We start from the raw sequence: 24,587 nt of genomic DNA, 5'->3' as shown, positions 1-24,587 counted from the left end.
TTTGTTTCAATACGATAAAGACTGTGTCTTAAACTCTTAAAACGTTTACAACGAAGACTGCTTGTGTCATCTGGGTACGACGAATGTCCCCGTCATCCGAGTGCAAACGAGAAATCTCCTCATCCTAACGTGGTGCTTTAGTAGGAAGATCCGTAGTTGCACTTGGAGTGACCGTAGATTATTGGTTTTGCTTTAATACCAGCTGCACACAGGACTTACATTTTTTCCAAAACTTCATGTAAATATTTGACGGGTTCGATAACCATTGAAGAATCGTGTTGTTGCTTGGGCGCATTGGCAAAAGGGACTATAGCTCGTTTAAATCCATGTTTTGCCGCTTCTTTTAAACGTTCCTGCCCACTTTGTACTGGTCTGATTTCACCAGCAAGACCCACTTCACCAAAAATAATCGTTTCCCTGTCAAAAATCCGATTACGCAAACTGGATACTACTGCAGCTAATAATGCAAGATCTGAGCCAGTTTCTGTCACTTTCACACCACCGACTACATTGATGAAAATATCTTGATCGTAAGTAGCAATTCCTCCATGTCGATGGAGCACAGCGAGTAAAATGGCTAATCGATTCGATTCAAGCCCCACAGTCACTCGTTTGGATTGTTGCCCATGTGCTTCATCAACCAAAGCTTGTACCTCGACTAACATGGGGCGTGATCCTTCCCAAGTCACCATGACTGCACTCCCTGAAGTAGGTTCTGGTTGACGCGATAAAAAAATTGCCGACGGATTAGCTACTTCTTTTAATCCTTTATCGGTCATCGCAAATACACCCAATTCGTTGACTGCGCCAAAACGGTTTTTAATGGCGCGAATGACTCTGAAACGGCTGTCGCTTTGACCTTCAAAATAGAGAACACTGTCTACCATATGCTCTAAAACACGTGGTCCGGCTAAAGCACCCTCTTTAGTCACATGCCCCACTAAAAACACTGCAGTCTGGGTGAGTTTAGCAAAACGAACTAATTGAGCTGCCGATTCACGTACTTGGCTTACCCCACCGGGAGCAGAGCTGATAGTCTCGGTAAAAATAGTTTGGATGGAATCAATCACAATCACTTTAGGATTTTCTTTTTGAGCGTGTGCAACAATCGATTCAACCTGTGTTTCAGCTAAAAGCCTTAATCCCGCTAAAGGCAGTCCCAGGCGTTTGGCCCGCATGGCTACTTGTTGTAGAGATTCCTCACCCGTGACATATAAAACCGTTTCCTGCATGGAAAGATTAGCCAAGGTTTGCAATAACAAAGTGGACTTACCAATACCCGGATCCCCTCCGATAAGAACCACCGAACCATACACCAATCCGCCGCCAAGTACTCTGTTAAGCTCTGATAAACCGCAATCCATACGTACTTCTTTATCCATAACGACATCTTCGACTGCAGTAATTACAGAGCGTTGATTGACCCAAGACCCACTGCGGGAGTTACGATTCACCGGGATACCTTCTTCCGCAATCGAATTCCATGCGCCACAATGGGTGCATTGTCCCGCCCATTGTTTAGAAATCGCGGCACATTGACTGCATACAAATTGGGTTTTTGTTTTCATGCTTATTCCATCAAATTCTGTTGGCGCTAATATACACGATTTATCTAAAAGCAAAAAAGAGCTTAGGTTGCGGCTTTGCCTTCACCAAGATTTCCAATTTTCATTAAAATTAATTCACCTACATTGAATCCTGAGAACAACTCAGTATAATCAGTACATTTTGAACAATCAGGACAAAATCTATGAGCCAGTACATGCATTTTGAACAATCGATCATGGAGCTAGAAGAAATTGTCAGGCAACTCGAAAAAGGAGAGCTTTCTTTAGAAGATTCGCTCAAACAATTTGAAAAAGGAATTAGTCTGGCCAGACGATGTCAGGATGTGTTACAAAAGGCCGAACAAAAAATAGAAATATTAACCTCTGCTGAACGCAGCTCGGATGAACAATTAAGTGATCAGTAATTACATACAACGGCATGAAGAGTTTCTTAGTCAAATCATTAATGAATCTTCGGTACCTGCTGCAACCATACGTTCTGCAATCAATTACTCTCTTTTCCCTGGCGGAAAGAGAATCCGCCCCATACTGGTCTATTTAACCGGGAGCCTGCTTGATCTGGATCTAAAAATTCTGGATGTGATTGCTGCGGCTATAGAATTAACGCATTGCTACTCTTTAATTCATGATGATCTCCCAGCTATGGACAATGACGATCTCCGTCGGGGCAAGCCGAGTTGTCATAAGGCTTTTGATGAGGCAACTGCCATTTTAGTTGGTGATGGCATGCAGGCCTTGGCCATTGAAGTATTATTAAACCATCTTTCTCTTCTGCTGCAGCCCAAGCAAGTGATTGCCATCACGCTGGAGCTGGTTAAAGCCAGTGGCATTAGTGGAATGGTGAGTGGGCAAAGTTTGGATTTATCGGAGTTATCCAAATCATCTATTAGTGAAGAACAACTGAGAGAAATTCACTATCTTAAAACCGGACGACTTATTTTGGCGTGTATTGAAATGGTGCTCAATGCCCATGCTTCCATATCTGAAACCGATAAAGCCGCTTTACGCACTTATGCCAGTCATCTGGGCATAGTTTTTCAAATGCAAGATGATTATCTCGATCGTTATGCACCTGCTGAGGTATTGGGTAAAGGGCGCTCATCCGATTTGGCGAATCAAAAAACCACCTTTGCAGCGCTTTATACTCAAAATAAATTAGAAGACGAAATCAGCAAACATTATCAAATCGCTTTGGATGCATTGAAAATATTTGATCAAAAAGCATCTACTTTGATTAACTTAACCAAGAAATTACAAGAACGTAGTAATTTGGACAAGTAACCTGGTGCAACTGCGAATTATGATTATGGAAATCCAATGCACCAGTAGACCCTGAGGTATTTATCTCTTTGGCCTAACTATCTGGGAAATGGGAATCATGGTTTCGATTCCAAGTTCGGTTTTTCTTTGCTCCCCTTTCCAGGCATGACCGTATACCACTTCATAAGTCAGTGGATATTTTCCTTTATCCGTTTGCAGGGCGGCATAATTTTGTTCAAAATGTCGCCAAGCTGTTTTTCCGGTTAGACCTTGGTTTCTGTTCGGATTAATGTTTTTTACTCCCTGAGCTTTCAAAGCCTGTAATAACTTAGGCAACGTTTGATAATGCACCGACAATAATTCCATATCCATTACTGGTTCTAAAAAATGCTCTGCCATCAAACAATCCCCCACGTCATGCATGTCAGCAAATTCATTGACATGCGCGTAATGATTGACTCCCGCCCAGGCCTGCTTCAATTCTTTGAATGTATCAGGACCCAAAGTAGTGAACATCAAACAACCATTGGCTTTCATGACTCGATTCAATTCACGAAAAACAGGTGTCAACGAACCACCCCAGTGAATCACTTGATTGGCAAAAATTAAATCAAACGCCCCTGTGACAAAAGGCATACTTCGCATATCTGCCGCCACTAAAGGCCACTTTCGTCGCCAGCCTTGTTTTTTTTGCGCCTGAATCAACATGAACTGTGCCAAATCCAAACCTACGATCTGTGCTTTAGGATAGATCTTAGTCAATTCATAAGAAAAAAAGCCAGGTCCACATCCAAGATCCAGGATACGCTGTGGCTTGATGTTCAAATACTGCAAACGCTCTAATAAACGCACCCCAATTTCTTGTTGTACTTTGGCAGCCAATTCATATTCAGAAGCATGTTGATTAAATGTCTTGCTAATTTCGTAGATAACAGCCATTATAAAACCAGGAAAAATTAAAGGAATCCAACACTTGTGCGCCAGAAAATATGGAGTTTAACACAAAGTTTACGCTTGTACTCAATATGTACTTTATGTAATCAATTTCATAATAATAAAATGGCCGTTTGTACCCCTTGCATTGACTTCATGCCTCATCTAGGCCCTGCGTGCCAACGGTGTGCTTATCCTTTACCGGATCCCCATCTGCAAATCTGTGGTCGTTGTATTAAAAAAGCACCTCACTTTGATCGGGCCTATATTAATTATACTTTTGAAGAACCGCTACGCAGTCTTTTACATCAATTTAAATATCATGAGGGGCTTTATCTAGGCTCTTTTTTAAGTCATTTAATGGTTAATTCGCTACCAAACATTGAAAATCTACCCCAGTGTTTAATCCCAGTTCCCATGCATCCACAACGCATTAAAGCACGTGGGTTCAATCAAGCCGCAGTTTTGGTTCGTTTGTTGGCTAGAAAATTAGGCCTACCTTACGATATCACCAGTTGTCAAAAAATTCGCAATACCGAACCGCAAGCAAGCCTTGATGGAGAACAAAGACAAAAAAATTTACGCCATGCCTTCAAAAGTAAAAAACTCCCCTGGCAGCATGTTGCGATTATTGATGATCTCTTAACTACAGGAAGCACAGCGAATGAACTGGCATTCACTTTAAAAAAATCAGGGGTGAAACAGGTGGATATTTGGTGTTGTGCACGAACCGTAGGTAAATTGTAGACACATTAACTATAACTATTAAGAAATCGCCTCTACCACTCATGGCAGAGTGACAAGTTGAGGGTCCATTGACCTCGTCATCTTGAGATAGCGAGGCATCTCCTCGTTATAGAACCGTGTGCGCACTGGGAGATTCCTCGTTGCATCCGCAATGACGGAGGGAAATTATACTTTGGCAGCTTTGTCTTCTGTCTCCATACAGTTAAGGATAGGACCTTATTTCATACCCATTTGCGTACTCAGTGTTGACTGGTCAATCCCACAAAACTCCAACATCATCGGAATATCAATTCCATAGGGAGTAATATCGCGCCTCGCATCGTTAATTTGTAAAAGACCAAAACCTTGTCCATATGCAGTATAAGTTGCCGCATTCTTATCTAAAAAATCCTGAATTGCTTCTTGAGCGAGCTCTAAGCTCCCTTCAAATTGACCTTTCTCGAGGTATAAATAAGTATTACTCAACGCGATACGAATCGTATCATCTTGTATTGGATTTTCTTCTACCGACTTTTCTGTGGAAAATAATTTTTCTATTTTTGGGGTATTCTTATATAGTTGTGATTTCATGGAACATCCTTTCTTGACTAAATTGTGCTCTCAATGGAGATGAATTTTTCTCTTAGGCCCAACTATCTATGGAAATGGGAATCATGGTTTTGATTCCAAGCTTGGTTTTTCTTTGCCCTTCGTCCTTTTTTTAACTAAACCGCGCAATTATATCCCAAACTTAGGTGCTATGCCAATCATTATGAGTGCAACAAATGCCGCACGTTGCGGATTACAGTCGTTGCAGATCATTCATCAATAAGTGCACCAAGAGGACACAAAACACTATTATGACCAGTCGATGCAATAAGAGCTCCATGGGCACGGAAACCGCTTTACCACGAACTTTTTCAATAATTGCATAAACAATTGAACCTCCATCCAAGCCAGGGATAGGAAACAGGTTAATCACAGCAACGGCAAGGCTTAAGCTGGCTATAAAAAACAAAAATACAATGGTTCCTTGCATCAGTGATGATACAGAAGCTGCAAAGATACCTATTGGTCCTAACAACACAGAAAAAGGGATCACCCCAGTAAATAATTGCTTTAAGGTCATCATAAAAAAATAAACCATATCCCACATAAACTGATTGGCTTGATGGACCGCATCCAGGAGTGATGGAGCCTGTAGTGTGCTTTTGGCCGCTGCCAGATTAGGTTGAATCCCGAGCTGAGTCAATAAAGATAATTTTACCCCACGAAAGTGTTCTTGACTTAAATCAAGCACAACGATTGATTCTTTCCCATCCGCACGACTCACGGTGACTGGAATATTTTTTTTCCCCCATAGAATCACTAAGCGCATCCCCACATCACTCCATGTTGGAGTAGCTCTGCCATCAATGGAGATGAATTGATCGCCTGGGAGCATTCCTGCTTGGGCTGCGGTACTTTTAGGAAGTACTTCTTTGATTTCAGGCAAAGTGTACGTCAAACCAATTGTGTACACTAAAACAAAAGCAAACCACGCAACAATTAAATTTGCAGCAGCCCCAGCTAATAGAATAAGAATCCGCTGCCAAACAGGTTTTTTATCAAAACATTCAGGATATTGTGCAGGTTCCACTGGGCTAATGCGTGTATTTTCTAATTGAACATACCCTCCTAAAGGAAAAAATGCCCAAACCCATTCACAACCGCTTCGGCTTTGCCAGCGCAATAAGGGTTTACCAAAACCTATAGAAATTTTTTTGATTTTTACTGAAAAAATGCGTGCTACTAATGCATGCCCCCCTTCATGAATGCCGACTACTAAAATTAATGTCAGAATGATGGCGATAATTGCCAAAAACATAAGTTACTCCTTCACCAAGGGCGAGTGTTATCTACGATCAATTCTAGTACTGGTGTTCCTTTTCTACCACCTAATTCATAACCTTTACGATATACTTCAAAAACTCGATACGCTTGATTCGACTCACTATCAACTAATTCAACATCATCGCCTTGTTCATCAACTAACGTAACCGTTAAATGAATTTCACGAAATCCAGCGATATGATATCGTTCTTTAAATAATTCTAATACACGCGCCAAACTTTCTGCTGCCTCTTCGCCACTGTGAGCACCTTGCAGGATTATGTCCATGATCGACTCCCCATAACTTGGGATTTTGTATAAAACCCTCTACTCTTGTTAGCGGCTGAATAAAGATGTACTTTAATTTTACAAGGAGTTTTTTTTTTCGTCAACCTGAGTGCAGCGATTAGCTCCGGTTTTACTTCCCCGGGCTATGAAGTAGAGACTCTTCGCTGCAATTGGGATGATCAGAGCACTTTTATCAGCCGCAGAATACCATTTCGTGGGTCAGAAGAAAGAAATAAGGCAGCGTACACTACAAATTTAATGGCTAATCGTTTACAATCCCACGATTAACTCAATAATTCATATTCTAATAATTCATATTCTATGGTGTTTGTTGCTTGCGGACTAAATCATAAAACTGCTCCAATAAACGTGCGTGAAAAAGTCGCATTATCTCCTGCTACCCAGGATTCCGTACTCGATAGTTTGTTGTGCCTTCCTGAGGTCAGCGAAGCTGCAATCTTATCTACCTGTAATCGCACAGAAATTTATTGTGAGACTCAAGATCCACAGATCATCACCCACTGGCTTACCCAAGAGCATCAATTACCTGCAGATTCACTATCCCCATTTATCTATATGCATAAAGGGCATCAGGGAATCAAACATCTTTTACGCGTTGCCAGTGGTTTGGATTCAATGATGATCGGTGAGCCTCAAATCCTTGGACAAATGAAACAAGCATACCAACATGCATGCAGCCTTGGCGCAATAAAAACAGAATTAAGACCCATTTTTGAATATGTATTTAGTGCGTCGAAACGAGTACGCACCCAAAGTGGCGTCGGCACGAACCCCGTATCAGTTGCCTATGCTGCAACACAATTAATAGGCCAACTGTTTACAAACTATAAATCGCTCAATGTATTTTTAATTGGTTCAGGGGAAACCGCCTCATTAGTTGCTAAATACTTACGTCAACAAGGTGTTGAACGGTTCATGATCGCCAGTAGAACATTAGAAAATGCAGAGAAACTTGCCCACTCATTTAATGGACAGACTACGCCGATCACCCACATTGCCGAATATCTACCGCAGGCAGATGTTATTGTTTCGGCAACAAATTGTCCCATCCATTTTATTAATAAAAATTGGGTTGAGCAGGCGCTAAATCAAAGAAATAATGCGCCGATGTTCTTTTTGGATTTATCGGTTCCTAGAGATGTTGAAGACAGCATTAAAGAATTAGAACACGTTCATCTTTATAATATCGATGATTTACAAACCATGATCGATAAAGGAATGGAAGAAAGACGCCATGCTGCGTTACATGCAGAGCAATTAGTCGATGAGGAATTGAATAAGTACATTCGCAAACATCGTTCGCTTAAAGCCAAAAAGGTCATTTGTGACTACCGCAGTCAAATGCAAGATTTGGCACAAAAGGAACTGCAACGCGCTTTAAAAAAACTTTCTGCAGGACAATGTCAGCAACTCGTTTTGAATGAGTTTAGTGAACGCCTAGTAAATAAACTGACGCATAATCCTACTGCGGGTTTACGACAAATAGCCAAAGATGGTCGAGAAGATTTATTTACTTTAGCTCAATATCTTTTTAATACAACAACACATCAAACATCCTATGAAGAAATCTCTTGAACTCAAACTACAGCAAATGCTGGAGCGATATCAGGAAGTGGGTCGTTTACTATCGGAAGCTTCCATAATTGCCGATCAGAATCAATTTAAAACGCTTTCAAAAGAATACGCCCAACTCGAGCCTGTTGCGACATGTTATGAAACCTATATTGAAGCCCAAAATAATTTATCATCACTGCGCGAAATGCTCGAAGGTGACGATAAAGAATTAGCCTCAATGGCGGCAGAAGAATTGGAAGGCGCCCAAAAGCAAGTGGAAGAACTTGACGAACAACTGCAATGGCATCTGATTCCCAAAGATCCAGATGATGAACGGAATGTTTACCTCGAAATTAGGGCCGGAACCGGTGGTGATGAAGCCGCAATTTTTGCTGGCGATCTTTATCGGATGTACAGTCGATATGCGGAGGCTCAAGGTTGGCAACAAGAGTTAATCAGCGCCAATCATGGTGAGCACGGCGGCTATAAAGAAATTATCACACGAATTAGTGGACCTTCGGTTTATTCACAACTCAAATTTGAATCCGGTGCACATCGAGTTCAACGTGTTCCTGAGACTGAATCTCAAGGTCGTGTCCATACCTCTGCATGTACGGTTGCGATTATGCCTGAGGTTGATGAAATTGATGACATCCAAATTAATCCTGATGATTTACGCATTGATACCTACCGCTCATCAGGCGCTGGGGGCCAGCACGTCAATAAAACCGATTCAGCCATACGCATCACCCATATCCCAACGGGTGTCGTAGTGGAATGCCAAGACGAGCGTTCTCAGCACAAAAACCGTGCTAAAGCGATGTCATTACTTAAAACCCGCTTACTGGATGCAGAACAAAGCAAACAGAAGAAAGAACAGGCGCAAACTCGTAAATCGCTGGTAGGTACTGGTGATCGTTCCGAACGAATTCGTACTTATAACTACCCACAAGGCCGACTGACAGATCACCGCATTAATTTGACGATCTATCAACTCGGTGATGTAATGGAAGGTAATTTAACATTGGTCATCGATCCATTAAAACGTGAGTACCATGCCGAATTGCTCGCAGAGCTGGGACGAAATGATTAATATTCGTACAGCTCTGGGAAAAACTCCAGATCTGGAAACAGAAATTTTACTCTGTCACGTTTTAAATAAAACCAGAACTTATCTCTATGCACATCCTGAGAAATTATTAACCCCGTTACAGTGGGAGACCTTTCAAAATTTAATGGCTCAAAGAGCCCAAGGGACCCCCATTGCCTATCTCACAGGAGAGCGTGAGTTTTGGTCGCTCAATTTAAAAGTTAACCCACACACGTTAATTCCGCGACATGAAACAGAGCGATTAGTTGAATTAGCCTTAGAGCTCATCCCCAATCAACCCAATACCTGTGTGCTTGAATTGGGTACAGGAAGCGGAGCAATTGCTTTGGCACTTGCTAAAGAAAGGCCCAATTGGAATATTGTTGCTGGAGATATCAGTCAAGAGGCCTTAAATATCGCAAAAGAAAATGCACAAAATCATAAAATACACAATGTCAGTTTTTATTTATCGAACTGGTTTGATAACATTCCACAAAGACCCTATCATGCCCTTGTTGCTAACCCTCCCTACATTGCAGAACACGATCCGCATTTACAACAAGGTGATCTGCGTTTTGAACCACGAAATGCTTTAGTGAGTAGTCAAGAAGGCTTAGGTGATCTACAATGTATTATTAAACAAGGTCATGAGTACCTTTTACCTGGTGGCCTGATCTTGCTGGAACATGGGTACGATCAAAAATTAAAAGTACAAGCTATACTTAATGAATTACAATATAAGAACGTAACCTGTTGGCAAGACATTCAGGGCAATGACAGAGTAAGTGGGGGTTGGCGATAATTTTATTGATGATAGAATAGTTTTTTGGTATACCTAACCGCTTTCTGTAAACCCAGGTTGTACGAGTTGGGTACGGAGGCTAAAATGATCGAACAATTAATTGATAAAAACAATGAGAGACGACAGAACGTGAAAAACGACGCAATAGGTAGTATGGGTATCACCCCCTACAAGGAAACCCCAGGTGAAGAATATATGAATGAAAACCAGTTAGCACATATTGAAAAAATATTGCTCGCTTGGCGTCAATCATTGATGGAAGAAGTTGACCGAACAGTAACGCACATGAAAGATGAAGCGGCTAATTTCCCTGATCCTTCAGACAGAGCGAGTCAAGAGGAAGAGTTCAGTATTGAATTGCGTACTCGTGATCGTGAACGTAAACTGATTAAGAAAATCGAGGATGCGTTAGAGCGCTTGCGAAATGAAGATTTTGGTTATTGCGAAGCATGTGGTATCGAAATTGGCCTTAAACGTTTGGAAGCAAGACCCACTGCGACTTTATGTATCGACTGTAAAACTTTGTCTGAGATTAAAGAAAAGCAAAATCAAGGCTCCTAATATTGTGAACCTCTCCCGCAAGTCGGGAAGAGGTCTCTTCTACTCCTCTTAATTAAATCAGCCTTAAATCAAACGTGGTCTGGGTAGAGCGAAACGAAACCTGGGGTATAGAGGCATTAGTTTTTATCCGAAAACAGGCAGCATTTTGTATTTGAGCCGTTCGGTGAATAGGGCACGAATACCTGCCCTAAATCACCCCTTCAATTTGCTGTAAATGCCGCATGACCGATCCCTTATTTTTTTCAAAAACCGCATTAGCATTTTTAATCATCTGCTGACGAAATGAGGGATCCGTATGCAACTTAATGATTCCGTCAATTACTTCATTTGCTTGTTGTACTAATAGGATACCCTGGGCTGACTTTAGATCATTGCAAATGGCTTTAAAATTATGAACCTGGCTGCCACTTAACACCGGGACATTCATCGCGATGGGTTCTAATACATTATGCCCACCAACCGGAACCAAGCTGCCACCAACAAAAGCATAGTCACTGATTTGATATAAACCTAAAAGCTCACCCAAGCTGTCTAATACCACAATTTCATTTTCCGGGCTTAAGGTATTTAAATCAGAACGTAACCCAGTCTTAAATCCTGATTGAAGGCACAATTGATATACGGTTTGAAAACGTTCTGGATGACGTGGAGCTATTAAAAAAATCACGCCAGGAATTGCTTGTTGCAATCGTTTTAAATGAGATAAAAGTTGTGCTTCTTCATTCTCATGGGTACTGGCTGCAATCACCGCTATCCGCTCAGCTCCCCAATGACTTTTCAAATCACTAAAACGTTTGCTGTCGATTGTATTAGTTTGCAGGTCAAATTTCATATTTCCTAAAACATGCACTATCTCCTTTCTTGCTCCTAAGGTGATATAACGTCGCGCATCCTCTTCACCTTGCGCCAAAATAGCAGAGAATTGATTCAAAATCGGTTTAATTAGAAATTTGATCTTTTTATAGCCATTTAATGAATCATCCGAAATCCGTGCATTAGCGAGCAGTAACGGCACTTTTGCTGCCCGTGCTTGATAAATTAAATTCGGCCATAACTCAGTCTCCATAATCACACCTACCCGAGGCTGAATTTGTTTAAAGAAGCGTTTCAGTATGCCGGGAAGATCATAGGGCAGGTATTGATGTGTTACCTTGTTACCAAAACGTGCTTGTACGCGCTCAGAACCTGTTGGCGTCATCGTGGTCACAAATAAAGACCAATTTTTATCCAACATCGCATCAATCAATGGAATAGCCGCAATAACCTCCCCCAAAGAAACGGCGTGAATCCAGACGTCAACCGGTTTATATTCCTGTTTCGCAAGAAAAAAACGTTCTAATATACGTTCCCTATAGGCAGGTAAGCTTCTTCCTTTCCACAATAAACGGACTAGAATAAAAGGAGTAAGCAAATACATCAAAAAAGAGTAAAAAAATCGCATATAAAACCAAACCCAAAAGGCGACAGTATATACTTAAAATGTGGTATAAAGCGATAAAATCAGTTTAATGAACGAATTTAAGGAATCATTTTAATGTCTCTTCGGGACTTCTTTATCATCTCAACCTGGTGGGGAAAAATCATTGGCGCATTTTTCGGCTATTTAATCGCCGGTTCTACAGGGGCAATTTTCGGCCTCTTGGTGGGTAACTTTTTTGATCGCGGTTTGTACAACTATTTTTCCAACCCTCATTGGTTGTATTACGCTGAAAAACGTGAAGTAATCCAAAAAATCTTTTTTGACGCCACCTTTTCGATTATGGGGCATTTAGCCAAAGCAGATGGTCGCGTTACAGAACAAGAACTGGATATGGCGCGTTTATTCATGGACGAAATGCGTTTGAATAACGAACAAAAAAAGCGGGCAAAGCATTTATTTAATGAGGGCAAACAACCCAAGTTCAATCTTGATGCAATGCTTGATGAGTTAAAAAAAACCTGTAAGGATAACCGAGACTTATTACGGTTATTTATTGATATTCAATATCGTGCAGCACAAGCAGATGGACTTGATGCCAAGAAAATCCAAGTACTGGATAAAATTTTTTCCAGGCTCGGCTTTGCCCCCCTTCACAATCAATATCGCTTTTATGAAGATTTTGGCACAAGTTATTCATCCGAGTCACAAAATAGCAGCAAGCAACAATCAGAACAATCGCAACAATCCTATTCCTCATCCCATTCGTACTCATCCTACAGCAGATATAATTATCAACCGACTAAAACAAACATGGATTATGCTTATGCTCTTTTGGAAGTATCACCGGATGCCAGCAAGCAAGAAGTGAAAAAAGCGTATCGACGTTTATTAAGCCGCAACCATCCCGACAAATTAATTGCGCAAGGCTTACCACAGGAAATGATTAAAATGGCAAATGAAAAAACCCAGAAGATTGTGAAAGCTTATGAATTAATTTGCACCAGTAAAGGATGGTAATTCCGCTTCTTTTTCAAAATAAGTTATAAACTGTGAGTGCGCATCAGTCTTTGTTACTCTGCGTCGAATATTCTCGATGAACTGCTCATCGATGTTGTTCAAATTGCCTTGCAGCAGATAATGCTGATAAATATATTTTAAGAAATTCGAGCGAAGTTCATCGTTGTATTGCCACTTATCAATGTCCTTTATACACGAAATAAGTGCTTGCATGTTGTCAGAATGTAAAACTAATCCTTCGATATTATAACAAGCTATCCCCAAGCTAATCACTTTCTTACCTAACAAAATAGATTCAATCCCTACTGTTGAATTAATCGTAATAATAAATTTGGCTTTTTCAATTAAGTTTCTTGTATTTTCAGAATTGGCAAAATAAATATTATGATGTTTTTTCACCTTATTGATAATGGATAGACTAAAACTGGGGTGCTCCTTAATTACAAATCGTTCATTAGGAAACTTTTGTGCCAATTCATAAATCACCTCATAAAAATCAACCATCGATTTAATCCAGGGCGATAAATTAAGAATTTGCATGTCACTAGGCACCTGGAATGGAACAAAAATATAATCTTCCTTTACAGTGTGCCTAGAATCACTACGATGTTTTGACTTCCTGACATTGAGTTCCGTGGGGAGAATCGTATCAGAAAAAGACTGGTTTAAATAAAACTCAGGTTTTTTTACTACTGAATTGTTACCATTAATACCCATTGCATCAACTTGTAGGGTCCCAGGAAAAAAACCAAACTCAAAATAAATTATCTTGATATTTTGTCTCTTGGCTGCTGAAATCAAAACTGATTCAGGCATCAGCGAACCATTCCAAACAAAAACACAATCAGGTTTATTTTTCTTAAGAAGAGACTCAAAATATAAAAGCAAAAAATGACAATGAACATTTTTCATCGTTTGGTATATTTTCCCTATTAAGGGGATTCTAAAAAAATGAGGTACACGGATTAATCGCCTCATAATATTATTAGAATAAAGGGATTGATTCTTTATGTTCTTTGTATAGAAAAATAAACGAGAAATTGTCTTGATAAACCCATAAGTTGTAATACAAAAGATAATGACTTTGAATAAGGAGTCTTCAACTACTAAAATATCGCCTACATCTTTACCTATTTTATTTAAATAATCCCCCTTGATGAACAAAATCTTTAATTTTTCCATGTACTATCAGTCACCTTTTGTAATTACTTTCTAAAAACAACTCTATTTTATAGATGAATACCCATTTTAGTCGATCTCAAGAGGATGCTCAAAATATCCGCTCCAATCAGAATCCTGATTTTTTGCTACTTGTTCCTTGAAAAACAATCTGATTGGAGCCAAATAAGAGTACATCACCGGAGGAGGTTTAGGTTGAAACTCAGGAAGCTTTACCATCCAACCATGGATAAAGGAAACAAGTAGCTGCCGCGAATATTCATAATCATGGTGAGCGCCAGGTATCTCTATCGCTAGATAATTATCTTTATTTGGTCCAAATTCTTTTTTTCTAGCCGCCATTTCTTGTTTGGTCATATCATAATCAAACTGACCAACAATATCAAAAACAGGCATCTTTAATTCAGGTTTTTTATCTGTATTATTGGGAGGAGGAACATCGTACGCAGACAACAGAACCAAGCCTTCGATTTCAGGTACCGGAGATTTGCCCAAGAAATCAAATGTTTGTTTTAATTGCTCCCCATAATGCAAAAGTACAACACGCATGTTTTTTTGTTTTCGTAAAGCAGTAATCACTTCTGGGAATTGTTTGATCCAGGGCACAGTAATGCTACTGTCATTATTGAGTAATACAACCTGCCATCCATTTTGCGCCAATTGATTGGCCAAATTATCGAGCAATGCGGTGGCTTGTGCTTGCTCACCTCCATTAACCAGGAATACGGCTCCATATTTATCCTTTTTTGCAGGCCAATAAGGTAAGTCAATGTTTTTGCCATCAACTTTAATTTGTAGTTTGTCCGCAAAAGCAATAGAAAATAAACAGAAAAATATTAAAACTATCCTTGTAATATATTTCATATCGTCCTAATAAATTGGATTCTGATCGATTAAAAATGAAATCAAATCGCTTCGTTAAGCGAAGCGGGCCGTCATCCAATCCTTTTATCGTCATCCCTCACTATATCCGGGATGACGTCGCACGGGCTAACGGCAGATCAAGGGCACTTCATCAAATCCAGACTATATAGATGAATGTACTGCATCTAGTCAGCTAACTCTATACCCGCCTGATCCAACATTTCTCTGGCTTTATCGCCAAGAATTTTATGTGCCAATTTAGTTGGATGTACTAAATCAAAAAACAAATAACCTGTACACGCATCCTGAGGCACGTTAGGTTTGACTGATGCGACCATTTTCAGAATCGATGTTTTGGTGATGTCTTCAACTGCTGAATTAACACAAGTACCCGTTAAATTGGTAAACCCATAATCTTGAGGATGAGACATCAACTCTTCAAAAGCTTGATGCAGATCATAATACAGCCACTGTACATCGGGATGCTCTTGTTTTAGCTCATCAATCGACTTACTGAGCATGTTATTATGTTCTTTGGCAAAATAAGTCATCTCATTAACGGAACCAAATTCAATTGCTGCAGGGGTTCTTCCTAAATCCGGCAAATTAACGACTAAAATATGTTTCGCACCTTTTTCAACTAAACGTTGTATGCTGTGTATAATTCCTGTATGCACATCCTGTAATGTTTGTTCAACCTCTGAAGGAAATGCAAGATAATTATTTGAACCTATCCATATAACAAAAAGACTGTCTTCACTGGCTTTATCATGATGCTCTGATAAATAATTGTTCACTTCCCTTCTTAGGGTAAATAAAACATCGTCAGCCCCTTCTTCCTCAGATACACCCGCGCCACCATAAGCATAATCTAATAAATGAGCACCAGCATTTTTAGGAAAGTAAGAAGCGATTACATGTTCGATCCAGACGGGTCCATTAGAGAAACGACCATCAAAATAAGGAGGAGATGGAGGTAATTGATATTTCATAAACTTATATAAATTACCGTTATCAGACAAACTATCACCAAATACAACTATATTATGAAGAGGTGTAGCCCATACAATCCCAGAGAATAAAAAAGCCCCTATAGTTGCTAACAGTTTCATGAATACCCTTAAGTTCTAATCCTAAAAAAAGCAGCGTCATCTTGATTAAAGAGCGCTACCGCACTGAATTTTGAAGAGTTTATCTGGTTATTTTAAAAACAAAAGCCTTCCGCATTATAGTATGAAAGATCCTTTATAAGCAATTTTTTTAAGTGCGCGTGTTTTTCAAATTTTTTTTATATTTATCAATTAGTTAAATACAATATAACCCTTCTTAGAAACAATACAATAAAGCAAATATGCTTATTTCCTGCACAAAAAAGAGACTTTAAGGTCTTTCGATTGCGCCCTAAGCAAAAGATATTTATATTAATATTTTTTGCCAAGGAGGCTCGTACAATGGCTTTTGAACAAAATTTTATCCTCAAATGTCTTGATTATATGGAGCAAATTCTTTCTGATGAAAAAGAATTAAAAGAAGCGATTGGTCATTTCACCGAAAATAAAGCAGATAATTCGCGCTATCAATTAAACTCTAAGATTAATGACTCGTCACAATGGATCGAACACGATAAGCTGTGCTTCAGCGCTTCTCTTTTTGAAGCGATTGCCCGCACTTCTTTATCTTTTTACGCAACAAACGAGGAACGAGCATATGAAATAAATGCAGCGATTACAGCATTTCAAGAACACTTTTTACCGGCTCTGACTGAAAATACTGACCCTAACAAACGAATTGATTCCGTGAAAAAAAAGATTGTACGTATGAAAACTAAACTGAAAAATGAAATAGAACGCGCTGAAAATCCATATGCTTTTTTTACCCCGGTTACCGCTGGCTTGGTCGTTCTAGCTGCTGCAGCGACAACAGCAGCTTTATTCGCTTACAAAGCATAGAGAGCCTGGGTTCAAGCACCCAGGTTACGGATTATGCACTGCCAATTAAAGTAATATTGAGCTGACGTCCACAAACCCAAGCTTTAGTTAAATCACTCATTACCTCTTTGGGCATGCCTTTAGGCAGGCGCACCGTTGAATGATCGTCATGAATTTTAAGACCAGTAATATGTTTACTTTGTAAACCCGCCTCATTCGCAATGGCACCTACAATATTACCTGGTTTCACACCGTGAATTTTACCGACATCGATTCGGAATAAGTCCTGTGCCACCACTTCATCATTAAATTTTTTACGTCCATCACGCAACCCTTTCTTGTCCGCAGCAAAACCTTTTCGCTCCTCTGTTCGAGAACGTTCAAATTTGCCGCCACGCTCAGCACGACCTTCTTTAGCCGGACGGGGTGATTTAGGTAATACTTGCTCTTTTTGCCAAGGCAAATCCTTGTTTAACAACAAAGCAAGTGTGGCCGCAACATCAACTGCAGAAACATTATTTTCTTTAATGTATTCTTCGATAATTCGTTTGTATGAAGGCAAGTTTGCATGTTCTAAACGTGCTGTGATATTTGCCATAAATCGTTGTTGACGTGCAGTTTGAATCATATGGTCATTGGGCACCGCCACTTTAGCAATACGTTGCCGCGTATGCCGCTCAATGCTGCTAATTAAACGCGATTCTTTGGGGGTTACAAATAAAACAGCTACCCCGGAACGCCCAGCTCTCCCTGTTCTTCCAATGCGATGAACATAGGTTTCATTATCATGCGGTAAATCATAGTTTATTACGTGGGTTACTCGCTCCACATCCAAACCGCGAGCAGCCACATCCGTAGCGACCAGGATATCAATCGCTCCTTGTCTGAATTGCGCAATAATCCGCTCACGTAATGCTTGGGTAATATCACCATGTATGGCCATAGCCCGCAGGCCTTGTTGTTGCAAGAGTTCGGCAACTTCTTCGGTACTGCTTTTAGTACGTACGAATACAATCACTCCTTGATATTCTTCTACAGCCAATACACGTAAGAGAGCATCAGGTTTTTGGTGTCCAGAAGCAAATAAAAATCGTTGCTCGATACTTTTTACAGTAGCGGTTTCTGCTCGTATTTCGATGGACACAGGATCATGCAAATAAGTGTTGGCAATTTGTCGAATACGATGAGGCATAGTTGCTGAAAACAGACCTATTTGTTTCTTTTCAGGCAGTTTTGCCATGATGGTTTCAATATCTTCAATAAAGCCCATACGCAACATTTCATCTGCTTCATCAAGAATGAATGTGCGCAAATTATCGAGATTTAAAGTACGTCTGTCGATATGATCTAAAATACGGCCAGGAGTTCCTACCACAACTTGAGCACCTGCTTTTAATTGCTTTAATTGACGGCCATAATCTTGACCACCACATAAAACAGCAACACTAACACCCCGTTGTTTGGCACTCAATAATTCAAACTGTTCGGCAACTTGAATCGCCAATTCGCGAGTTGGAGCCAAAATTAAAGCTTGAGTACCTTGCACATTAGGAGATAAATTTTGCAATATAGGCAAAGCAAAAGCAGCCGTTTTTCCTGTTCCTGTTTGCGCCAAAGCAATCGCATCTCGACCTTCCATCAGTAAAGGTATCGTTTGTACTTGAATTGGAGAAGGAGTAGTAAACTTCATATCCTCTAGTGCTTTGTTTAAAGCATCTGAAAAATTAAAGGACGCGAAGCTTGTTATTTCTTGAGACATAAAAATCCTGATCGATTAAAACATAACCTACAAAAGGCTAAGCGATATAAAAATTGAACAGTATAATAACAAAATAAACAAAATAATGCACTATATTTATAAAATTATCAAATAAACTCAACCGTAATTTTTTAAGAGTGAGAGCCTGGTTTATAGCCTGCATCCCTTACTATTTAGTTCGAATTTTAATGCAAAGACGGACTATTTTGCTTCTCAAAAAAATTAGCGGAGAACACATAATCTGTCTAGGGTAACTGCCATTAAAGTGAACAGCTTTCCCATCCCCCCTCCCCCACCAGTGGAGGGAGGATTTTTAAAGGAATCTGATAAAATGTTCCTCAAATCAAAGCCGCCAAACGGCATGCCTGGTCAATTGCATGACGCGCATCCAACTCTAAGGCTTTATAAGCACCACCGACCAAATGTACGACTTTTCCTGCCTCTTTTAAGGGGACGAACAATTCAGCCAATTCGACTTGTCCGGCACAAATCACCACTGTATCTACAGGTAAAATTTGAGGTTTCTCATTAATGTGTACATGTAAGCCTTGATCATCAATCGCATCATACTGTACCCCGGAAATCATTTTGACTTGTTTATGCTTTAAGCTGGCACGATGAATCCATCCCGTGGTTTTACCCAAACGTTTGCCCATTTTTTCCTTTTTACGTTGTAACAAATAAACTTCACGAGGACTGGGAGTAATTTCTGCAGGTTTAAGTCCACCTCGAAATGTTCCATAAATATCAATGCCCCATTCATTGTAAAACTGTTCCCTGGGAACTGGGTGTTGGTGCGTTAAAAATTCAGCCACATCGAAACCAATTCCGCCTGCACCAATAATCGCTACCCGTTGCCCTACCTCTTTTTTCCCCGTAATCACATCGATATAACTCGCCACTTTGGGATGCTCAATCCCAGGAATCATGGGAATACGTGGTTTAATCCCACTGGCTATAACAATCTCATCAAAATCGCGCAATTGTTCTACCGTGGCTTCGGTATTTAAACGGATGCTCACTTTAAATTTCTGCAGCTGATAATTAAAGTAATCCAATGTATGTTGAAAAATTTCCTTTCCTGGAATGCGTTTGGCCAAATTAAATTGACCGCCGATTTGATCGCTTTTTTCAAATAAGGTCACCTGATGGCCTCGCTCTGCAGCAACTGTTGCAAATGCAAGCCCCGCTGGGCCCGAGCCGACAACTGCAATGGATTTAGGTTGTGCAGTGACCTCATAAATCAATTCTGTTTCATTACAAGCACGGGGATTCACTAGGCAAGAAGCGGTTTTGTTGACAAAAACGCGATCAAGACATGCCTGATTGCACGCAATACACACATTAATCGCCTCACTTTCTCCTCTTTTAGCCTTCTCAGCAAATAATGGATCCGCTAAAAAGGGTCTAGCCATAGAGACCATATCCGCAACCCCAGACTCAATTAATTCATTCGCTAATTCAGGTGTATTGATCCGGTTTGAGGTGATTACTGGAATTTTAACTTCCGGCTTTAAATGTTGGGTAAGATGAGTAAACGCTGCAGCGGGAACCATGGTTGCTATTGTTGGAATTCGCGCCTCATGCCAACCGATACCCGTGTTAATGAGCGTCGCCCCCGCTGCTTCAATCGCTTTAGCGAGAATCACTACTTCATCCCAACTGCTACCATCCGCAATCAAATCAAGCAACGACAAACGAAAAATAATAATAAACTTCTCGCCTACGGCTTCGCGCACACTGCGAACCACTTCAATGGGAAAACGAATACGATTTTCATAACTGCCACCCCATTCATCCTGACGTTGGTTGGTATGGGTGACGATAAATTGATTCAGCAGATATCCTTCGCTGCCCATGATTTCAATACCATCATAACCTGCCAATTGAGCAAGACGAGCGCAACGTGCAAAATGTTTAATGGTTTTTTTAATACGGTACTGGCTCATTACCCAAGGCTTAAAAGGGCTAATGGGCGATTTGATGCCGCTGGGTGCCACAATAAATGGATGATAGCCATAACGACCTGCATGCAAGGCTTGCAGGATAATTTTGCCCCCGGCTTCATGTACAGTATGGGTAATTAATTCATGCCGATGCTGTTCTTTACTGTTCGTCAATTTAGCGGCAAATGGTGCTAAACGTCCTGCGCGATCGGGTGCAAAGCCACCGGTGGTAATTAATCCTACTCCCCCAAGTGCCCTTTCTCGATAAAACTGTGCCAAACGATTTAAACTTTCCTTATCTTCTTCAAGGCCAGTATGCATAGAACCCATTAACAAACGATTTTTTAATTGGGTAAAGCCTAAATCTAAAGGCTGGAATAACGCCTTAAACGGGGTATTATCAATTCTCAATTCCATGAGTGCTCTCACAAAGGGACATCAAAACGAAAAATAAAAGTATAAACCCTGTTGGCATCTTTTCACAGAGAATATGTAAGAAACTTATGGCTTCATCGAAGTAGAAAATCTAGAGGAAAATTCAGACTTGTGTGCCAAAGTTGGCTTTTCGACGCGCCTGGAAGTGATTGGCAACAAAAGCACCTAGCAGAGTAATACTGCATCCTGCAAGCGAGCGTAGTGAAATATGTTCATCCAAGAAAAAAACACCCATTAAGGTGGATACGATGGGCAGCGCATAAAGTGTGATGGATGCATTGGAAGCAGATAAATATTTCAACACGTAGCCCCATGCCAAATAAGCAAGCGCGGCTGGGAATATACCCATATAAATAACAGCGGCGGTAGTTTGAAAATCAGCACTTTGAATTTGCTGGAGCATGTCAGGCAAAAATAGGGCTAACAATAAAGTGCCACCCCACATAACCCAAGCAATGATTGCCACAGGATGATAAACACTCACAAATTGCTTTTGAATGATGGTTAAGATAGCACCCATCAATGCAGACACCAAAATCGCGAGAATTCCCTGTTGCATTCCAGGTTCTGAACTCTCTCCAATCGCCAATAAAGCCAGACCCAATATACTGATGAAGATACCGAACCAAACGCCGCGCGTCAGTTTTTCCCGTAAAAAAACCAGTGATAAAAGTACGGTCATCACCGGCATTAAACCAATAACAAAACTGGCTATTCCTGCAGAGACGCTTAACTCCCCATAATTCAAACAAATATTATAAATCCCAATCCCGGCCATCCCAGCAAGAAGCAGTTGAATACGATCCTTCCATACCACTCGTTTCTTAATTCCTAAACTATAGTAAATGACCAACATACACAGTGATGCAACAATAAATCGTAAAAGAGCAAGTGCTCCTGGAGAGTAGCCGGCTAAACCAATCCGTATTCCAACGAATGCTGAAGCCCAAAAAACAATGGCAATAATAATGACACAGCTTACCTTGAACGACTGCATGGTGCGCACCTGCTTTGGGAAAAAATAATGGACTTATTGTACCTGAATTATCCTATACAATCACGTCGCTTCAGGTTCATTCAAGCACAGCAAAACCGCTGCTTTTCACTGTTCATTTAGAGCGCACAAATGCTGCATTGCAACACAAAATCATTGATTTTAAGACTATTTTTTACAAAATAACACTTTATTAACTCAATATGTAAAAAAGCTTGGCATTTTCTTTTTTTATAAACTACTTTTAAAGAAGGGCCTGCTCCTAATGAGGATGAATCTATGGATGACCCTTTTGCTTCTTTAAACGAAGCCATTGAATCCGTTTTTCATTTGATCCCCATGAGAAATGGAAAATATACCTATGATGAAATTCAACAGCTCAAAGACGCGATGGATAACTATGAGGCTAATGAAAAAACGAGTTTCCGTGAATTGGTAAGAGCTTTGGGTTCAGCATTACCCCATTTTGAAAAGTGGGGAATTAATTTTGAGCCTATCAAAAAATCCGTTGATTCGCTGGCTGAGCAACACAAGGACGTTGTTGACTGGAATAAATACCTCATTCACCGTCCTAAAATTTCATCCAGACTCCATTTTTACGCTTTGCAAAATCCTCAACATGATGTGGAGCTTATCCCCTGGCTAAACACCATATCTGAAAGAACTTCCCCGCAAGAAGAACCCGAATTACCGGCCATGTTAATTGCGCATAGGAATTTTCTGGGGTTTAGCAAAAGGCTAAACTCTCATTTGAAAAAAGATCCGGAATTCTTATCACGTTTGATTATGGAATCTAAAGAAAACTTTATTCAGATTGCAAGCACACGTTTAATTCTGTACTTAACCGACGAACAACTCGCCACAGCAATAGTTAAATACATACCTGACTTGCTGCAAAACCATCCAGATCCCCTAGTCCAAGTAGAGCAACTCATGGATAAACTCAATGGAATATTATCTAATGGACGCTCTATTTCTACACTTTTACGCAATTCTGTAGCCGAAAAGATTTTAACTCGATCAGAATTTTCAGAATTTTTTAGAATATATCAGAGTGAAGAATATAAAAATCGTCAAGAACATTCTTCGTTTGAAGAAAAAGATTTTAATTCGATGAGTATGACAAATATACCGAAGTGACCCTCATCCGCCCTAAAGGCACCCTCTCCCCCAGGGGAGAAGGGATTCAAAAGTATCTAACCCTTTGAAAAAGAAAAAAGCCTATTCCTATCCTACAGAGGGAAAATTTTAAAATCCCCTCTCCCGTCATCGGGAGAGGGGAAACATAGAATAGAGAAAGGAAATTATCCTTAATCCAACAACCCTAAAGACTTAACGGTATCACGCTCTTGTCTCAACTCATTCAATGTCTTGTCAAACATCTCACGACCGTACGCATTAAAAGGTAATCCCTCAACGACACTTAACTCTCCGTGTTCGCGACGACAAGGGAATGAGAAGATTAATCCTTCATCCACACCATATTCACCTTGAGAACTACGACACATAGAGAATGACTCACCTGCTGGAGTATCATTAACCAAATGATTCACACCGGTGATGATGGCATTAGCTGCTGAAGCAGCAGATGAAGAACCACGTGCTTTAATTACTGCTGCACCGCGTTGTTGTACCGTAGAAACAAAAGTATCTTTCAGCCAAGACTCATCAATCACTTGAGCTGCAGAAACCCCATTAATCTTCGCATTATAAAAATCAGGATATTGAGTGGAAGAATGGTTCCCCCAAATAGTCATTTGAGTAACTGCTGTGATATCGACACCTGCTTTTTTAGCCAACTGAGTACGTGATCTCAATTCATCTAAAGTAGTCATGGCATAAAAACGATCATTGGGTACATCTTTGGCATGGTGCATTGCAATCAAGCAGTTTGTATTGCACGGATTACCTACTACAAAAACGCGTACATCATCGCTTGCATGATCATTAATTGCCTGGCCTTGTTTGGTGAAGATCCCGCCGTTAATTTCCAATAAATCAGCGCGTTCCATCCCTTGTTTACGTGGCACAGAACCGACCAGTAATGCCCAGTTCACACCGTCCATTGCCTTATTCATATCTGCAGTACAGACAACACGCTTCAATAAAGGAAAGGCGCAATCATCAAGCTCCATTGCAACTCCTTCTAGAGAAGGAAGCGCTGCTTCAAGCTCAAGCAGATTTAATTCTACTTCCGTGTTCGCACCAAACATTTGTCCGGAAGCAATACGAAACAATAATGCGTAACCAATTTGCCCAGCTGCCCCAGTAATAGCAACTCTAACTCGTTTATTTGCCATGTGATTTCCTCTTATTTTTTAGGTAACCCCTGCAGATTCTCTCTTACGAAGCGGGAAAGAAAGCTCAATG

At 40.3% G+C, this 24,587-nt stretch carries 23 protein-coding genes; 10 read left to right on the top strand and 13 right to left on the bottom strand.

Annotated elements, in window-relative coordinates:
- Positions 1 to 215: 215 nt before the first annotated feature.
- The gene (gene radA / locus EL022_RS06315) at positions 216 to 1,568 is read right to left on the bottom strand and encodes a DNA repair protein RadA (RefSeq protein WP_028381205.1); all 1,353 of its coding nucleotides are present in this window, start codon (positions 1,566 to 1,568) and stop codon (positions 216 to 218) included.
- Between the two features lie 182 nt (positions 1,569 to 1,750).
- Between radA and EL022_RS06310 the strand changes: the two genes are divergently transcribed.
- Positions 1,751 to 1,972: an exodeoxyribonuclease VII small subunit gene (locus EL022_RS06310; RefSeq protein ID WP_028381206.1), complete on the top strand. Its 222-nt coding sequence runs from the start codon at positions 1,751 to 1,753 to the stop codon at positions 1,970 to 1,972.
- Positions 1,962 to 2,849, top strand: a complete 888-nt coding sequence (locus tag EL022_RS06305; protein ID WP_028381207.1) for a polyprenyl synthetase family protein — start codon at positions 1,962 to 1,964, stop codon at positions 2,847 to 2,849. The genes EL022_RS06310 and EL022_RS06305 overlap by 11 nt, the downstream gene beginning before the upstream one ends.
- A 60-nt stretch (positions 2,850 to 2,909) precedes the next feature.
- On the opposite strand, the gene bioC is transcribed toward EL022_RS06305, so the two are convergent.
- Complete coding sequence (gene bioC / locus EL022_RS06300; RefSeq protein WP_028381208.1) at positions 2,910 to 3,767, bottom strand: malonyl-ACP O-methyltransferase BioC; 858 nt, start codon at positions 3,765 to 3,767, stop codon at positions 2,910 to 2,912.
- Between the two features lie 36 nt (positions 3,768 to 3,803).
- On the opposite strand from bioC, the gene EL022_RS06295 reads away from it, so the two are divergent.
- Entirely contained in the window at positions 3,804 to 4,508 is a 705-nt protein-coding gene (locus EL022_RS06295) for a ComF family protein (RefSeq protein ID WP_338418470.1), read from the top strand.
- A gap of 216 nt (positions 4,509 to 4,724) precedes the next feature.
- Here the strand turns inward: EL022_RS06295 and EL022_RS06290 are convergent, their stop codons facing one another.
- The 3 genes from EL022_RS06290 to EL022_RS06280 form a co-directional block, all read right to left on the bottom strand.
- Positions 4,725 to 5,078, bottom strand: coding sequence for a hypothetical protein (locus EL022_RS06290; RefSeq protein WP_035900856.1), 354 nt, complete (start codon positions 5,076 to 5,078; stop codon positions 4,725 to 4,727).
- A 211-nt stretch (positions 5,079 to 5,289) separates the two neighbouring features.
- Entirely contained in the window at positions 5,290 to 6,354 is a 1,065-nt protein-coding gene (locus EL022_RS06285) for a M50 family metallopeptidase (RefSeq protein ID WP_028381211.1), read from the bottom strand.
- An 11-nt stretch (positions 6,355 to 6,365) separates the two neighbouring features.
- The gene (locus tag EL022_RS06280) at positions 6,366 to 6,647 is read right to left on the bottom strand and encodes a hypothetical protein (RefSeq protein ID WP_028381212.1); all 282 of its coding nucleotides are present in this window, start codon (positions 6,645 to 6,647) and stop codon (positions 6,366 to 6,368) included.
- Between the two features lie 321 nt (positions 6,648 to 6,968).
- Between EL022_RS06280 and hemA the strand changes: the two genes are divergently transcribed.
- From hemA to dksA, 4 genes are all read left to right on the top strand, one after another.
- Positions 6,969 to 8,243 carry a glutamyl-tRNA reductase gene (hemA, locus tag EL022_RS06275; protein ID WP_028381213.1) on the top strand — a complete coding sequence of 425 codons (1,275 nt, stop codon included), beginning with the start codon at positions 6,969 to 6,971 and terminating at the stop codon, positions 8,241 to 8,243.
- Positions 8,227 to 9,315, top strand: coding sequence for a peptide chain release factor 1 (gene prfA / locus EL022_RS06270; protein WP_028381214.1), 1,089 nt, complete (start codon positions 8,227 to 8,229; stop codon positions 9,313 to 9,315). Before hemA ends, prfA begins: the two co-directional genes overlap by 17 nt.
- Positions 9,308 to 10,114 (top strand): peptide chain release factor N(5)-glutamine methyltransferase, encoded by an 807-nt coding sequence (gene prmC, locus EL022_RS06265; RefSeq protein WP_028381215.1) that lies wholly within the window; start codon positions 9,308 to 9,310, stop codon positions 10,112 to 10,114. The genes prfA and prmC overlap by 8 nt, the downstream gene beginning before the upstream one ends.
- An 84-nt stretch (positions 10,115 to 10,198) precedes the next feature.
- The gene (gene dksA / locus EL022_RS06260; protein WP_028381216.1) at positions 10,199 to 10,675 is read left to right on the top strand and encodes an RNA polymerase-binding protein DksA; all 477 of its coding nucleotides are present in this window, start codon (positions 10,199 to 10,201) and stop codon (positions 10,673 to 10,675) included.
- 187 nt (positions 10,676 to 10,862) lie between these two features.
- On the opposite strand, the gene waaA is transcribed toward dksA, so the two are convergent.
- A complete protein-coding gene (gene waaA, locus EL022_RS06255; protein ID WP_028381217.1) occupies positions 10,863 to 12,116 on the bottom strand; it encodes a lipid IV(A) 3-deoxy-D-manno-octulosonic acid transferase in 1,254 nt (417 codons plus the stop codon).
- Between the two features lie 93 nt (positions 12,117 to 12,209).
- On the opposite strand from waaA, the gene djlA reads away from it, so the two are divergent.
- Positions 12,210 to 13,112: a co-chaperone DjlA gene (gene djlA / locus EL022_RS06250; RefSeq protein ID WP_028381218.1), complete on the top strand. Its 903-nt coding sequence runs from the start codon at positions 12,210 to 12,212 to the stop codon at positions 13,110 to 13,112.
- Here the strand turns inward: djlA and EL022_RS06245 are convergent.
- The 3 genes from EL022_RS06245 to plaA all read right to left on the bottom strand — a co-directional run bounded on the left by EL022_RS06245 (position 13,086) and on the right by plaA (position 16,267).
- Positions 13,086 to 14,294 carry a capsular polysaccharide export protein, LipB/KpsS family gene (locus tag EL022_RS06245; RefSeq protein ID WP_051544457.1) on the bottom strand — a complete coding sequence of 403 codons (1,209 nt, stop codon included), beginning with the start codon at positions 14,292 to 14,294 and terminating at the stop codon, positions 13,086 to 13,088. The two genes, djlA and EL022_RS06245, sit on opposite strands and share 27 nt — an antisense overlap.
- A gap of 66 nt (positions 14,295 to 14,360) precedes the next feature.
- A complete protein-coding gene (locus EL022_RS06240) occupies positions 14,361 to 15,155 on the bottom strand; it encodes an alpha/beta fold hydrolase (RefSeq protein WP_028381219.1) in 795 nt (264 codons plus the stop codon).
- 185 nt (positions 15,156 to 15,340) lie between these two features.
- Complete coding sequence (plaA, locus tag EL022_RS06235) at positions 15,341 to 16,267, bottom strand: GDSL family lysophospholipase PlaA (RefSeq protein ID WP_028381220.1); 927 nt, start codon at positions 16,265 to 16,267, stop codon at positions 15,341 to 15,343.
- 339 nt (positions 16,268 to 16,606) lie between these two features.
- Between plaA and EL022_RS06230 the strand changes: the two genes are divergently transcribed.
- A complete protein-coding gene (locus EL022_RS06230) occupies positions 16,607 to 17,104 on the top strand; it encodes a hypothetical protein (protein WP_028381221.1) in 498 nt (165 codons plus the stop codon).
- A gap of 31 nt (positions 17,105 to 17,135) precedes the next feature.
- On the opposite strand, the gene EL022_RS06225 is transcribed toward EL022_RS06230, so the two are convergent.
- The 3 genes from EL022_RS06225 to EL022_RS06215 all read right to left on the bottom strand — a co-directional run bounded on the left by EL022_RS06225 (position 17,136) and on the right by EL022_RS06215 (position 22,220).
- A complete protein-coding gene (locus EL022_RS06225) occupies positions 17,136 to 18,842 on the bottom strand; it encodes a DEAD/DEAH box helicase (protein ID WP_028381222.1) in 1,707 nt (568 codons plus the stop codon).
- A 338-nt stretch (positions 18,843 to 19,180) separates the two neighbouring features.
- Complete coding sequence (locus EL022_RS06220; protein WP_028381223.1) at positions 19,181 to 21,205, bottom strand: NADPH-dependent 2,4-dienoyl-CoA reductase; 2,025 nt, start codon at positions 21,203 to 21,205, stop codon at positions 19,181 to 19,183.
- A 121-nt stretch (positions 21,206 to 21,326) separates the two neighbouring features.
- Positions 21,327 to 22,220: a DMT family transporter gene (locus tag EL022_RS06215; RefSeq protein WP_028381224.1), complete on the bottom strand. Its 894-nt coding sequence runs from the start codon at positions 22,218 to 22,220 to the stop codon at positions 21,327 to 21,329.
- Positions 22,221 to 22,496: 276 nt separating this feature from the next.
- Between EL022_RS06215 and EL022_RS06210 the strand changes: the two genes are divergently transcribed.
- On the top strand, positions 22,497 to 23,357 hold the full coding sequence (locus EL022_RS06210; protein WP_028381226.1) for a hypothetical protein: 861 nt from the start codon (positions 22,497 to 22,499) through the stop codon (positions 23,355 to 23,357).
- Positions 23,358 to 23,527: 170 nt separating this feature from the next.
- On the opposite strand, the gene EL022_RS06205 is transcribed toward EL022_RS06210, so the two are convergent.
- Positions 23,528 to 24,517 carry a malate dehydrogenase gene (locus EL022_RS06205; protein ID WP_028381227.1) on the bottom strand — a complete coding sequence of 330 codons (990 nt, stop codon included), beginning with the start codon at positions 24,515 to 24,517 and terminating at the stop codon, positions 23,528 to 23,530.
- Positions 24,518 to 24,587 lie beyond the last annotated feature (70 nt).

This window comes from Legionella cherrii (genome assembly GCF_900635815.1).
GTDB lineage: Bacteria > Pseudomonadota > Gammaproteobacteria > Legionellales > Legionellaceae > Legionella > Legionella cherrii.
The sequence above is the reverse complement of the archived record's forward strand: the minus strand, read 5'-3'. Positions and strand labels throughout refer to the sequence as shown.

Excerpts from the sequence above, each read along its gene's own strand:
- dksA (WP_028381216.1), top strand. The coding sequence starts at position 10,199 with ATGATCGAACAATTAATTGATAAAAACAATGAGAGACGACAGAACGTG.
- bioC (WP_028381208.1), bottom strand. The coding sequence starts at position 3,767 with ATGGCTGTTATCTACGAAATTAGCAAGACATTTAATCAACATGCTTCT.
- prmC (WP_028381215.1), top strand. The coding sequence starts at position 9,308 with ATGATTAATATTCGTACAGCTCTGGGAAAAACTCCAGATCTGGAAACA.
- EL022_RS06290 (WP_035900856.1), bottom strand. The coding sequence starts at position 5,078 with ATGAAATCACAACTATATAAGAATACCCCAAAAATAGAAAAATTATTT.
- EL022_RS06225 (WP_028381222.1), bottom strand. The coding sequence starts at position 18,842 with ATGTCTCAAGAAATAACAAGCTTCGCGTCCTTTAATTTTTCAGATGCT.
- EL022_RS06285 (WP_028381211.1), bottom strand. The coding sequence starts at position 6,354 with ATGTTTTTGGCAATTATCGCCATCATTCTGACATTAATTTTAGTAGTC.
- EL022_RS06205 (WP_028381227.1), bottom strand. The coding sequence starts at position 24,517 with ATGGCAAATAAACGAGTTAGAGTTGCTATTACTGGGGCAGCTGGGCAA.
- hemA (WP_028381213.1), top strand. The coding sequence starts at position 6,969 with ATGGTGTTTGTTGCTTGCGGACTAAATCATAAAACTGCTCCAATAAAC.
- waaA (WP_028381217.1), bottom strand. The coding sequence starts at position 12,116 with ATGCGATTTTTTTACTCTTTTTTGATGTATTTGCTTACTCCTTTTATT.
- djlA (WP_028381218.1), top strand. The coding sequence starts at position 12,210 with ATGTCTCTTCGGGACTTCTTTATCATCTCAACCTGGTGGGGAAAAATC.
- EL022_RS06230 (WP_028381221.1), top strand. The coding sequence starts at position 16,607 with ATGGCTTTTGAACAAAATTTTATCCTCAAATGTCTTGATTATATGGAG.
- EL022_RS06215 (WP_028381224.1), bottom strand. The coding sequence starts at position 22,220 with ATGCAGTCGTTCAAGGTAAGCTGTGTCATTATTATTGCCATTGTTTTT.
- EL022_RS06280 (WP_028381212.1), bottom strand. The coding sequence starts at position 6,647 with ATGGACATAATCCTGCAAGGTGCTCACAGTGGCGAAGAGGCAGCAGAA.
- EL022_RS06310 (WP_028381206.1), top strand. The coding sequence starts at position 1,751 with ATGAGCCAGTACATGCATTTTGAACAATCGATCATGGAGCTAGAAGAA.
- prfA (WP_028381214.1), top strand. The coding sequence starts at position 8,227 with ATGAAGAAATCTCTTGAACTCAAACTACAGCAAATGCTGGAGCGATAT.
- EL022_RS06245 (WP_051544457.1), bottom strand. The coding sequence starts at position 14,294 with ATGGAAAAATTAAAGATTTTGTTCATCAAGGGGGATTATTTAAATAAA.
- plaA (WP_028381220.1), bottom strand. The coding sequence starts at position 16,267 with ATGAAACTGTTAGCAACTATAGGGGCTTTTTTATTCTCTGGGATTGTA.
- EL022_RS06210 (WP_028381226.1), top strand. The coding sequence starts at position 22,497 with ATGGATGACCCTTTTGCTTCTTTAAACGAAGCCATTGAATCCGTTTTT.
- radA (WP_028381205.1), bottom strand. The coding sequence starts at position 1,568 with ATGAAAACAAAAACCCAATTTGTATGCAGTCAATGTGCCGCGATTTCT.
- EL022_RS06240 (WP_028381219.1), bottom strand. The coding sequence starts at position 15,155 with ATGAAATATATTACAAGGATAGTTTTAATATTTTTCTGTTTATTTTCT.
- EL022_RS06220 (WP_028381223.1), bottom strand. The coding sequence starts at position 21,205 with ATGGAATTGAGAATTGATAATACCCCGTTTAAGGCGTTATTCCAGCCT.